This window comes from Streptomyces sp. NPDC005195, from assembly GCF_040608315.1.
Classification (GTDB): domain Bacteria; phylum Actinomycetota; class Actinomycetes; order Streptomycetales; family Streptomycetaceae; genus Streptomyces; species Streptomyces kaempferi.
The window spans coordinates 1-11,835 of record NZ_JBEXHZ010000086.1; the positions used below are offsets into that span (position 1 = coordinate 1).

Annotated in this window: 12 protein-coding genes; 5 read left to right on the forward strand and 7 right to left on the reverse strand. The window is 67.8% G+C overall.

The genetic code is table 11. The features are described from left to right. On the forward strand, window positions 1-756 hold a 756-nt coding region (locus ABZV34_RS34610), incomplete at its 5' end, for a UbiD family decarboxylase domain-containing protein (protein WP_356285714.1). A gap of 36 nt (window positions 757-792) precedes the next feature. Further along, on the forward strand, window positions 793-1,032 hold the full coding sequence (locus ABZV34_RS34615; protein ID WP_356285717.1) for a non-oxidative hydroxyarylic acid decarboxylases subunit D: 240 nt from the start codon (window positions 793-795) through the stop codon (window positions 1,030-1,032). A 7-nt stretch (window positions 1,033-1,039) separates the two neighbouring features. Here the strand turns inward: ABZV34_RS34615 and ABZV34_RS34620 are convergent, their stop codons facing one another. The 5 genes from ABZV34_RS34620 to ABZV34_RS34640 all read right to left on the reverse strand — a co-directional run bounded on the left by ABZV34_RS34620 (window position 1,040) and on the right by ABZV34_RS34640 (window position 5,427). Continuing rightward, on the reverse strand, window positions 1,040-1,390 hold the full coding sequence (locus ABZV34_RS34620) for a hypothetical protein (RefSeq protein ID WP_356285720.1): 351 nt from the start codon (window positions 1,388-1,390) through the stop codon (window positions 1,040-1,042). A 134-nt stretch (window positions 1,391-1,524) separates the two neighbouring features. Further along, window positions 1,525-2,097 carry a dihydrofolate reductase family protein gene (locus ABZV34_RS34625; RefSeq protein WP_356285722.1) on the reverse strand — a complete coding sequence of 191 codons (573 nt, stop codon included), beginning with the start codon at window positions 2,095-2,097 and terminating at the stop codon, window positions 1,525-1,527. A gap of 472 nt (window positions 2,098-2,569) precedes the next feature. Further along, window positions 2,570-3,427: an NADPH-dependent F420 reductase gene (locus ABZV34_RS34630; RefSeq protein WP_356285725.1), complete on the reverse strand. Its 858-nt coding sequence runs from the start codon at window positions 3,425-3,427 to the stop codon at window positions 2,570-2,572. Next, entirely contained in the window at window positions 3,354-4,385 is a 1,032-nt protein-coding gene (locus ABZV34_RS34635) for an LLM class flavin-dependent oxidoreductase (protein ID WP_356285728.1), read from the reverse strand. Before ABZV34_RS34635 ends, ABZV34_RS34630 begins: the two co-directional genes overlap by 74 nt. Further along, window positions 4,378-5,427: an LLM class flavin-dependent oxidoreductase gene (locus ABZV34_RS34640; RefSeq protein ID WP_356285731.1), complete on the reverse strand. Its 1,050-nt coding sequence runs from the start codon at window positions 5,425-5,427 to the stop codon at window positions 4,378-4,380. The genes ABZV34_RS34635 and ABZV34_RS34640 overlap by 8 nt, the downstream gene beginning before the upstream one ends. 758 nt (window positions 5,428-6,185) lie before the next feature. Between ABZV34_RS34640 and ABZV34_RS34645 the strand changes: the two genes are divergently transcribed. Next, window positions 6,186-8,714: an RICIN domain-containing protein gene (locus ABZV34_RS34645; RefSeq protein WP_356285734.1), complete on the forward strand. Its 2,529-nt coding sequence runs from the start codon at window positions 6,186-6,188 to the stop codon at window positions 8,712-8,714. Window positions 8,715-8,846: 132 nt separating this feature from the next. Here the strand turns inward: ABZV34_RS34645 and ABZV34_RS34650 are convergent, their stop codons facing one another. Together ABZV34_RS34650 and ABZV34_RS34655 are read right to left on the reverse strand one after the other, a co-directional pair. Next, window positions 8,847-9,233 carry a nuclear transport factor 2 family protein gene (locus ABZV34_RS34650; RefSeq protein WP_356285737.1) on the reverse strand — a complete coding sequence of 129 codons (387 nt, stop codon included), beginning with the start codon at window positions 9,231-9,233 and terminating at the stop codon, window positions 8,847-8,849. Window positions 9,234-9,477: 244 nt separating this feature from the next. After that, window positions 9,478-9,606 (reverse strand): hypothetical protein, encoded by a 129-nt coding sequence (locus ABZV34_RS34655; RefSeq protein ID WP_356285739.1) that lies wholly within the window; start codon window positions 9,604-9,606, stop codon window positions 9,478-9,480. Between the two features lie 584 nt (window positions 9,607-10,190). Here ABZV34_RS34655 and ABZV34_RS34660 point away from each other — a divergent pair. After that, window positions 10,191-11,417, forward strand: coding sequence for an acyl-CoA dehydrogenase family protein (locus ABZV34_RS34660; protein WP_356285742.1), 1,227 nt, complete (start codon window positions 10,191-10,193; stop codon window positions 11,415-11,417). A 5-nt stretch (window positions 11,418-11,422) separates the two neighbouring features. Next, the coding region (locus ABZV34_RS34665; protein ID WP_356285745.1) for a CoA transferase at window positions 11,423-11,835 on the forward strand (413 nt) is incomplete at its 3' end.

Consider the following 11,835-nt stretch of genomic DNA (forward strand, 5'->3'; position numbering starts at 1 on the left):
GGCGCGCCGGCGCCGATCGCGCCGGCGCCCCTGACCGGGCTGCCGGTGCCGTGGGGCAGCGAGGTCGTGATCGAAGGCGTGATCGAAGGTCGCAAGCGGGAGGTGGAAGGACCCTTCGGCGAGTTCACCGGCCACTACTCGGGCGGTCGCAGCATGCCGGTGATCCGGATCGACAAGATCTCCTACCGCAGCGACCCGGTTTTCGAACATCTCTACCTGGGCATGCCGTGGACCGAGATCGACTACCTGATGGCCGCCAACACCTGTGCCCCGCTGTACGAGCAGCTCACCAAGGACTTCCCCGAGGTCCAGGCGGTCAACGCCACGTACACGCACGGCCTGGTCGTCATCGTCTCCACCAGGAAGAGGTACGGGGGCTTCGCCAAGGCGGTCGGGATGCGCGTCCTGACCACCCCGCACGGAATGGGATACGCGGCCACCGTGATCGTGGTGGACGAGGACGTCGACCCGTTCAACCTTCCGCAGGTGATGTGGGCCCTGTCGACCAAGATGAACCCCGCCGGCGACCTGATCACGATTCCGAACCTGTCCGTGATGGAGCTGGGTCCACAGGCGGACACACCCGGCATCGTCGACAAGCTCATCATCGACGCCACCACTCCCGTCAGGCCCGATCACCGCGGCAACTACGGCAACCCGGTCCAAGACCTGCCCGAAATGGGCGCATGGCTCACCAAGCTCCGGCAACTCGCCGAGGAACGCCGACGAGTGCCGGCAACCGCCGACAAGCGCTGAACTCCCGTCCTCCACAAGAGAAAAGGAACCACTGGCATGGATGGCACCATCTGCCCGCGTTGCGCCCACGAGACCGTCGAACAGCTCTTCACCTCTCCCGTCCCCGGGGTGTGGCTCGTGCTGCAGTGCCGGCAGTGCCTCTACTGCTGGCGTACCAGCGAGCCCGCCCGCCGCACCGAGCGTGACGTCTATCCCGACGGTTTCAGGATGACCGTCGACGACATCGCGAACGCCGTCGAGGTACCGTCCGTCCCCCCGCTCCTCCGGCGCGGCTGAGGCAGGCTCACGGGTGGTGTCCGGTAGGCCTTTCGGCCGCGCCGGTGCTGCTGTCGGCGACGGGCGCAGCCGGATGGCGCAGGAGGATCCCGGCCCGCTCTTCCAGCAGGGCCACCCCGAGCAGTTCGCCGTCCGCGGGTCCGTAGCGCGCGAGTGCCTCCCCGTGGAGACGACAGACGGTGTCCGTGATGCTGTGGGGCGTGTCGAGTCGTTCCGCCAGGGCGGTCACTGCCGTCAGTTGGTCATGGATGTGGTCGAGGCCGAAGTCGGTGAGGTAGTCGCCGGCCAAGAGGGCGGGCAGGTCGTGACGGAGATCGTCGACATCGGTGGATGATATCCGGGCACCGCCCCGGCCCACGGGGCTCGGGGTGCCGCGGCAGGGTGTGTGTCCTGGTGAGGCTTACGGGTCTACGGGCCCACCGGCGGACGATCGGACGGGCCGGCGAGCTGCCGGTCGGTGCGAGGGCCACCAGGACGGGTGCCGAGGCTTGGTCAGCGCACCACGTCGAGGACGTTCATCTGGAGGCCGTTGGCGTATACGGCGTGCTCGACCAGTTTCAGCTTCCGGGTGTCCTGGTCGGTCGCGGGGAACAGACGCTTGCCCGCGCCGAGCAGCAGCGGGAAGACCAGCAGGTGGTAGCGGTCGATCAGGCCGGCGTCCGCGAGGCTGTGGTTCAGCGCGACACTGCCGTGGACGATGATCGGACCGCCCTCGGTCTCCTTGAGGGCGGCGACGTCGTCGAGAGTGCGCAGGACGGTGGTCTCGCCCCAGTTCGAGACGAGCCGGTCCTCGGTGAGGGTGGTGGAGACGACGTACTTCGGCATGGTCTTGTACCGGGCGAACTCGGCCATGTCCGGCCACACCGGGCTGAACGCCTCGTAGCTGGCCCGTCCCATCAGGACCGCGGTGGATTCCTCCTGCTCCCGCCCTTTGACGGCGAACGCCTCGGGGACGAACTCGACGTCCTTGAACGTCCATCCGGAGTTGCGGTAGCCGGGTTCGCCGCCAGGGCCCTCCATGACGCCGTCGAGCGAGACGAAGGCGGAGCTGATCAGGGTGCGCATGCTGGTTTCCTTCGATGTCGGCGGGCCGCCCTGCGGTGTGCGGGCTTCGATCACGGCACGGTCCAGTACCGCTCCAGGATGCGACCGACAAAAATAATTGTCAAGACAGTTCGAATCGTCGGCTGATCTCGTGGCGATCAGAGACCAAAGGGCGCTGCGGAGGTTGCTCAGGTCGTCGTCGCGCAGAAGTCGGCCCTCCGCGTCTTCGCCCGCGTCTCCGGCTCGACCACGGGGTCAACCAGTCGCCCGGCCCACCCAGAGGGCCACTCGCGCCGGCATCTCCGGCCAGGTCACAGGGAGTCGGCGGCAGCAGTCCAGCCGGCCGACCAACTGCGGGACGACCGGCTGCGGCCCGTACCCCGGCTCGGCGTGCTGACGGGGGTTGGGGGCACGGTGCTGCCGGGAGAACAAGTGGTCTCCCCGTGTACGGGTGCCGGGGCGCGGGCCCGGGGACCCCGGAAGAAATCGGTCTCTACGCCACGTCGGCGGGTGGGAGCGTGGCAGCGGCGCGGGTTCTGGCGACCGTCACGCCGCGTTCCGAGGAGGGGAAGCGGGCGATCATGGCGCGCAGCTCGTCCGCGCTGACGTTGGCGCCGAAAGGCTCGGTCCCCGGTTCGAGGCGCACGCCTTCGGCAAGCGGTCCGACGTCGACGGGATCGAAGCCGAGGGCGCTCACGAGGCGGGCGGTCGTGGCCCGGTCGGCAGGGTCCTTCCCCGCGAGGGCGATCGCCTTGCGGCCGGACGTGCCGAGGGGCCGGGCCTCGTCCTCGAGGTCGTGGTAGCCCATGTGGTTGAAGGCCTTGACCACACGGGAGTCCGGCAGGAAGTCCTGGACGATCTCGCTGGTGGAGGTACGGGGGTCGGTGAAGTCCTGGCGCAGGCCGTCGACCTCCCACCAGTAGTTCATCGCGTCGACGACCAGCTTGCCCCGCAGCGCGTCCACCGGAACGCCGCGGTGCTTGCCCAGGGGGAGTGCCAGAATCACGACGTCCGCCTGGGCCGCCACCTCGGCCGCGGTGACCGCGAGGGCACCGGGGGCGAGCACCTCGATAGTGAGCGCGATCTTTTCGGCCGCTCCCGACCCGGCGATCAGTACGCGAAAGCCTGCCGCGACGGCCAGCCGCGCCAGTACGGTTCCCACCTTGCCGGCCCCCAGGATGCCGACGGTGCGGACGCCCTCGATGTTCATGCCGTCTCCTTTTCCGCGTTTCCGTATTTCTGCGTTTCTGCGTTTCCGCGTTTCGCTTTTCCGTGAGTCAGCCGGCGAGAATGTCGCGGACCATGGGAATGACCTTCGTGCCGTACAGCTCGACCGCCCGCAGACGGGCACTGATCGGCTGCGCGCCCGCGGTGTAGATGAGGTCGAACCTGCCGACACCGAGTTGGCCGACGGCGCCGGCGATCTTGCGGGCGACCGTCTCGGGTGAGCCGATGTACAGGGAGCCGTGCTCGATCTCCGCGTCGTACTCCTCCCGGCGCAGCGGCGGCCAGCCTCGCAGGGCGCCGATGCGGTCGCGAATGACCCGGTAGCTCGGCCAGTGCACCTCTCGGGCCTCTTCGTCGGTGTCGGCGATGAAGCCGGGGGAGTGCATACCCACCGGATGCGCGGTGGTGCCGAACTGGTCGGCCGCGCGTCGGTAGAGGTCGATGTAGGCCGCGAAGCGCCCGGGAGAACCGCCGATGATGGCGAGCATGAGGGGAAGTCCGTAATGGGCGGTGCGGATGACCGATTGGGGTGAGCCGCCGACACCGACCCAGGTACTCAGGTGTCCGGACTCGGTGGGGGGAAAGACCTCGGCGTCCTCCAGAGGAGCCCGCACGGTGCCCTTCCACGTGACGGGCTTCTCCTCCAGCAGCCTCGAGAACAGCTCGATCTTCTCCTCGAACAGCGTGTCGTAGTCGGCGAGGTCGTATCCGAACAAGGGGAACGACTCCGTGAAGGAGCCGCGGCCGAGGATCACCTCGGCCCTGCCGCCGGAGAGGGCGTCGACGGTCGCGAAGCGCTGGAACACCCGGACGGGGTCGTCGGAACTCAGCACCGTCACGCCGGAGGAGAGCCGGATGCGTGTGGTGCGTGTGGCGATGCCGGCGAGCACGGTCTCCGGGGACGAGATCGAGTATTCCGGCCGGTGGTGTTCGCCCAGCGCGATGACGTCGACGCCCAAGTCGTCGGCGAGCACGGCTTCGTCGAGAACCTGCCGGATCGCCCTCGCGTGGGAGACCATCGCACCGGAGTCGTCCGCGGGTACGTCGCCGAACGTGTCGAGGCCGAAAGTGAGTTCAGACATGGGTGGACTCCTTGGTGAGCAGTTCCCTTACCAGCGGCGCGACTTCGCGGCCCAGCAATTCGATCGTGCGGGAACGGGCCTGGCGCGGCAGGCGCATGATGTCGTACTTGAGGTCGAAGCGGCTCAGCCGCAGGTCGCGGGCCGTTCTCGCGATCTTGCGGGCGACGGTTTCCGGTGAGCCGACGAAGAGCGCGCCGTGGTCGATCTCGGCCGCGTACCGTTCGCGAGTCGGCTTGTAGAACCCTCGCTCCTCGGCCGCTTGGGCCACCACCGGCTTCCAGTACTCCCACCAGGTCTCGGTCGCCTCCTCGTCGGTGTCGGCGATGAGGCCCAGCGAGTGCTGCCCGATCGGTTGCGGATCGTGCCCGGCCTGCCGCAGCGCCCGGTGGAAGAGGTCGACGTGGCCGACGAAGCGCTGCGGACGGCCGCCGATGACGGCCAGCATCAGGGGCAGGCCGTATTGGGCGGCACGGAGCACGGAGCGCGGGCTGCCACCCACTCCGATCCACGTGGGGATGCCTTCCGGGCGCATCCGGGGACGCGGCCGCTGTTCGACGAGCGGTCCCCGGAACGCGCCGGACCACGTCACCGACTCCTCCCGTTGCAGGCGCATGAAGAGTTCGAGCTTCTCCTCGAACAGTTCCTCGTAGTCGGCGAGTTCGTAGCCGAAGAGAGGGAAGGACTCCGTGGCCGAGGCGCGCCCGAGCACGATCTGGGCCCGGCCGTTCGACACGGCGTCCAGAGTCGCGAAGTCGTGGTAGAGCCGCACGGGATCATTGGTGCTCAGAACGGTCACCGAGGTTCCGAGGCGGATGCGCTCCGTGGCGGCGGCCATGGCGGAGAGCAGTACTGGCGTGGCACTGTCGACGTGCCCGGGGCGGTAGTGCTCACCGATGCTGAAGACGTCCACCCCAGATGCTTCGGCGAGTCTCGCCTCGTCGAGGAGCAGGCGGACGGTCTCGGCGTCGCTCAGCGTCCGGCCGTCGTCCGTGGCGACCTCTCCGAACGAGTCGAGGCCGATTTCGAAGGTCAGCGGCGTCATGATCTCCTCCTCCGGCGGCCCACAAGGGGCTGACCATCCAGAAGTAAGTAATTGACGTGTCAAGTATATTTCCATCATACATGCTTGATGTGTCAATCAAGAGGGTGAGGATGCGTGGTGACGCGGCCCTGCCCCGCGCCGCCGTGAATCGGGCGAGCGGCCGCGCCTTCTGTGCGTGAAGCGGGTCGGTTCGGTGCTTGCTCGCCGTGTCAATCGTAAGGCATTTAGTTTATGTGTCAACTAAGTGCTGCAGTGTCTGCGGTGTCGCGGGTCCGGCCGAGGCCCTCGACCCGTCTACCCGCGCAGGGCGCCTGTCCACCCGCGCAGGGCATCTGTCCGCACGCTCCCGGCCCAAGCCGCGCGAAGCAGCTCCCGCTGCGCGCGGCTGGAGGCACCGACCGAGCCGAGGGAGCCCAGAACGGCGGAAGGTCATGGACGGATCGGAAGTCGGCAGCACGGGACCGGGGCAAGACCATCTGGGCTGAGCAGCAACTCTCCTCGACCGTATGACCATGCGAGTCATCCGCATGGCCGCGTGAGCGTCCACCGGTCGGCGTGCGCGGATGTGGAGGGCCTTGTTCGCGGCCTCTGGACACCCCTGGTTGGCCTATGTTGTCATGTTCACACGGTCGTCCATTTACAACGTTGTAAGGGGAGTTCGGAAGAAACCAGCGACTGCTCTCCGTGGCGGGCGGCCGTCGCGCGACGTGGGTGAGTGAACCGTGTCAGGCCACCGTTGAGGCTCGGAGGGGAACGCCATGGTGAGGTTGGGCAGATGGTGGGGCGCGGCCGCCGCCGTGGCGGTGCTCAGCAGTCTTCTCGGCGGGCCGGGCGCGTCGCCCGCCGCGGCCGGAGTGGCCGCCTGGGCCGCTTCCCCCGCTCCTGCGGGCACGTCGTTCCTCGATCACGACGCGTTGTTGAAGGGCGTTCAGGACCCGGCCTGGTACAAGGCCAACATCCCCTTCCTGGACGTGCCCGACCAGCAGATCCGGGACGTGTACTACTACCGCTGGCAGACCTACAAGGAACATCTGGTCTACACCGGGCCGGAGTACGGCTGGCTGTCGAGCGAGTTCCTCCAACCCGTCGGATACGGCGCTCCGTACGGGGGGATCTCGGCCGCGGCAGGACACCAGATCACCGAGGGGCGGTGGCTGCGCGACCAGACGTACGCCAAGGACGTCGTCGACTACTGGCTCGGTGGCCCGGGGCAGTTCCCCAAGCCGCAGAACGACGGTGTGAACGCGGACACCTCGGACTGGGCCCACGAATACAGCTTCTGGGCGGCCGACGCGGTGTGGCAGCAGATGCTGGCCACCGGGGACCGGAGTTTCGCCAAGTCCCAGCTGGCATCGCTCGTCAAGCAGTACGACGGCTGGGGCAACCATTTCAACCAGGCTCTGGGCCTGTACTGGCAAGCGCCGGTGTGGGACGCGACGGAGTACTCCGCCTCGTCGTACGAGTCCTCCGATCCCTATCACGGGGGCCATGGCTACCGGCCGACCATCAACGCCTACCAGTACGGAGACGCGCGGGCGATCGCCGCGATCGCCGCGCTGGCGGGCGACACCGGCACGGCAAACGGCTTCCAAGCCCGCGCCGCCGCTCTGCAGAGCGCGGTGCAGGCGCACCTGTGGGACGCGGGGCGGCAGTTCTACTACGGTGTGGCCCGGGACAACAACCCCTCCCTGGGCAAGACCGGCAGCCGCGAGCTGATGGGCTATCTGCCCTGGATGTTCGACATGGCACCGGCCGCGAACGCCGGAGCGTTCGCCCAGCTCAAGGACTCCAACGGCTTCGCCGCCCGCTACGGGCCGACGACCGTGGAACGGCGCAGCCCCTGGTTCATGTACCAGGCCGGCGGTTGCTGCCGCTGGGACGGCCCCTCCTGGCCGTTCGCGACGTCCCAGACGCTGACAGCGGCGGCGAACCTGCTGGAGGACTACCCGGCCCAGTCGGTGTTCTCCAGCGGCGACTACGTCCAACTGCTGCACACCTATGCCGCCACCCAGTACCGGGGTGGAGTCCCCTACGTCGCCGAGGCCCATGACCCGGACAGCGACAACTGGCTGTACGACGGGAACAACCACAGCGAGGACTACAACCACTCCACCTTCAACGACAACGTCATCTCCGGACTCATCGGCCTGCGGGGACAGAGCGACGACACCCTGGTCGTCAAACCGCTCGCACCGGCCGGCTGGGACTACTTCGCGCTGGAGAACACCCCGTACCACGGGCACAACGTGACCGTACTGTGGGACCGCACCGGAAGCCGCTACGGCCAGGGAGCCGGTCTGCACGTCTACGTCGACGGCAGCCAGGTCGCCGCCAGGACGGAACTCGGCGCTGTCACGGTGAACGTCGGTGCGCCGAACGCCCGGCCGAGCGCGGACGCGACCGCGGACATAGCCGCCAACGGGCAGCGCTTCGCCTCAGGTCCGCAGCCGTTCGCCTCCTACACCTCCAGCTACGACAACGTCTGGAATGCCGTCGACGGCATCGTCTACCGGCAGGGGATCCCCGAGAACAGCCGCTGGACCTCGTACGCCACCGGCCACCCCAGCGACTCCTACGGTGTCGACTTCGGCCGCGACCAGAAGACCGGTGACGTGCGGCTGTACTTCTACGACGACGGCGGCGGCGTGCGCACCCCGTCCACGTACGACCTGCAGTACTGGACCGGCACGGCCTGGGCCACCGTGCCCGGCCAGACCCGCTCTCCCGCCGCTCCCACCGCGAACGCCGAGAACGAGATCACCTTCCCGGCCCTGACGACCAGCCGGCTGCGCGTCGTGGCTCCCAACGCCGGTGGCGGCACCGGGTGGGGGCTGTCGGAATTCCAGGTCTGGGCCTCGCCGGTGTTCCAGATCGCCAACGTCAACAGCGGCAAACTCCTCGCCGTCGACCACGCCTCGCTTTCCGACAGTGCCGACGTGCAGCAGTACGCGGACACCGGCACTCCGGACCACCTGTGGAAGCTCGTGGAAGCCGGCAGCGGCTGGTACAAGATCGTCAATGTCAACAGCGGCCTGCTTCTCGCCGTACAGGGCGCCTCCACCGCGCTGAGCGCCCAGATTCAGCAGTACCACGACAACGGCACCAGCGATCACCTGTGGCGGCTGGTCGACGCCGGCGGCGGCCAGTACAAGATCGTCAACAGGAACAGTGGTCTGCTGCTCGGCGTCGCCGGTATGTCCACGAGCGACAGTGCCAACGTCGTCCAGTACTCCGACAACGGCACCGCGGACCATCTGTGGACCCTGCGCTCAGCCGCGACCCCTTAGATCGACGCCCAGTCGCTGAGGCGAGGTTTCGGACGAGGCAAGCCGACGGCCTGTCATGAGCCGGCATCCCGCCCGCCCCGGTCCTGGATGAGGTCCACCGGGATCGGGACGCGAGTGGCTCGGCAGCGGGTGTCAGAGGTGAGGCATCGACTCCACCCACTGGTCTCGCCAGGCGGGTGGAGCGAACGGATCCGCGAAGTACTGCGTCTCGTGGACGACCTTGCCGTCGCGGAATTCCATGATGCTGATGGTGGACGCCGGTTTCCCGTCATAGTCGATCGCGTATTCGGTGATCCAGAGATCCCCGCCGCCGAGAATCCGGCGGATGGTGAACGTGAGCTTGGCCGGATGGTGTGAGCGCAACGCCTGGAGGTTGCGGCGACCGTGGATGCGCTCACCCGACTGGGGGTAATCGGTGACGACGTCGTCGTGGTAGATCTCGTGCTCGGTGTCCTGGTCCCCGGCCGCGGACGCCGCCCAGTGCCGGTCCAGCGCCGCGCGAATCTCCCTGTCGCCCATCGTGCTTCCTCCGACCGCAGAAGGTGTCTGACGAGATCCGCTTCCGACGTCCCACCCTCCTGGGAACCAGCGTAACCCTGGCGGCGATGACCGACACGTGGGCTGTTTCGCCGTCCGGCGCGCGGCGGCCCGGCCTCGACGGGCGCCCCCGGCTGGAGCGCTCACGCGCAGCGTGTGCCGGTCCGGGCCGGCGAGGAACAGGGTGTGGAAGCCGTCACCGACGGCCGCGTCGTCAGGCCGTCCGTCAGGTGGTATCGCCGTCGGTGGTGACGTCCACACTCATCCCCTGATTGTTCGGGTCGTACAGATGGGCCGTCCTGAAGTCGAGCCCGGCCGACTCGCTGCCGGAGAAGTCGTCCACCCGGCTGATCAACTGGCCGTCCTGGTGCGGGCCGATCGGCAGGTTGTCGCTCTCGATGACAGCGAAGGAGTCACTGCCTCCGGTCGCGTTGCCACACTGACTCGGGTCGTCGAATTACCGGCCGATGTAGGTCGCGGAGGCGACTCTGTTCACCGATCCATGACAGAGGCCCAACTCAAGCTCAGCGATGGCGGATGCACGTCCGCCGGTGCTCAAATTCCAGTGCGGAACGAAGGCATGTCGATGCATCACATGTCAGCACCGCATGTCGCAGACGCTCAGATCGGCGACAACCCCGACAGGCGGGCTCGCCCAGAGGGCACCGGGCATCGCGGGTCATAGGGAGCGCTTGCCGCCGACGGCAGGCCGGCGCTTCGATACCCGGCCGTGGCTCTCGTACGGGACCTCGCACCAGCTGACGACGGGCCACTGGAGTGGTCTGCGGCGGGAACGGCACCCCCGCGCGGCGCGGGTCCGGGGGATCGGTCGGGGATCCGCGTTAGATCGCGCCGGAGAACCGAAACGCCAGGCGCGCCCAGAGCACTGACGGGCTCGGATCTCCGAGCCATGTCCCACAGCGCTTGAGGGAGATTGCCATGAGCGGCACCTCGCAATTGCCGACACCGTCAGGTCCCCACCTGGACAAAGGACGGCTGCCCGCCGATTTCTACTCTTTCGAGGACCTGCTCACGAACAGTGAGCGGGAGAAGATCGAGTCCATCCGTGAGTTCCTCCGCACACAGGTCGCACCGATCGTCGACGACTACTGGGCCCGGGCCGAGTTCCCCTTCCAGCTGGTCGAGGGATTCGGGAGTCTCGGGCTGGCGGACTGGGCCGACCCGGACTCCACGGAACCCAGGCCGAGCAACCTCTTCTCAGGCTTCCTCGCACTCGAGTTCGCGCATGCCGACGCCTCCTTGGCGACGTTCTGCGGCGTGCACACGGGTCTGGCCATGGGCACCATCCTCGCCTGCGGCTCCGACGAACAGAAGAGGCGTTGGCTGCCGTCGATGAGCCGCTTCGAGAAGATCGGCGCCTTCGCCCTGACCGAACCGCACGGCGGTTCCGATGTGGCGGGCGGCCTGCGGACCACCGCGCGCAGGGACGGCGACGAGTGGATCCTCGACGGAGCCAAGCGCTGGATCGGAAACGCGACGTTCGCCGACCTGGTGGTCGTCTGGGCCCGTGACGTCGAGACACAGCACGTACTGGGCTTCGTGGTGGAGAAGGACACCCCCGGGTTCACCGCGACGAAGATCGAGAACAAGATGGCGCTGCGCATCGTGCAGAACGCCGACATCGTGCTCGAAGGATGCCGCGTTCCGGAGGCCAACCGGCTGCAGAACGCGAACACCTTCAAGGACACCGCCAACATCCTGCGCCAGACGCGCAGCGGTGTGGCGTGGCAGGCGGTGGGGGTCATGTTCGGCGCCTACGAGATCGCCCTGCAGTACTCGAAGGAGCGCGAGCAGTTCGGGCGCCCGATCGGAGGCTTCCAGCTCGTGCAGGATCTGCTGGTGAAGATGCTCGGCAACGCCACGGCCTCGTGCGGGATGGTGACACGCCTGGCCCAGTTGCAGGATGCCGGGATCTTCAGGGACGAACAGTCGGCCCTGGCGAAGGCCTACTGCACCGTGCGGATGCGCGAGAACGTCGGATGGGCCCGGGAGCTGCTGGCCGGCAACGGCATCGTCCTCGACTACAAGGTCGGCCGCTTCGTGGCCGACGCCGAGGCCCTGTACTCGTACGAGGGCACGCGGGAGATCCAGACCCTTATCGTCGGACGTGCCGTCACCGGCGGCCTCAGCGCCTTCGTGAAGTGATGATGATGACCACCGAATCCGTCTTCACCGGGCTGAAGGTCCTCGACGCGTCCTCGTTCATCGCGGGACCGGCAGCGGCCACCGTGCTCTCCGACTTCGGAGCGGACGTCATCAAGATCGAGCCGCCGGGGGCGGGCGATCCCCAACGGCGGCTGAGTTCCGTGCCACCCAGTCCTCAGGCCCGGGCCAACTACGGCTGGCACCTCGCCAACCGCAACAAGCGCGGCATGGTGATCGACCTGAAGTCACCGGCGGCTGTCGAAGTCCTCAAGCGACTCGTCGAGTGGGCCGACGTGGTGATCACCAACTTCCCGCACGGCACACGCGAGAAACTGCACCTCGGCTACGAGGAGGTCTCGGGCTGGAACCCGCGGGTCGTCTACGCCGACATCACCGGCTTCGGGGACGCGGGCCCCGA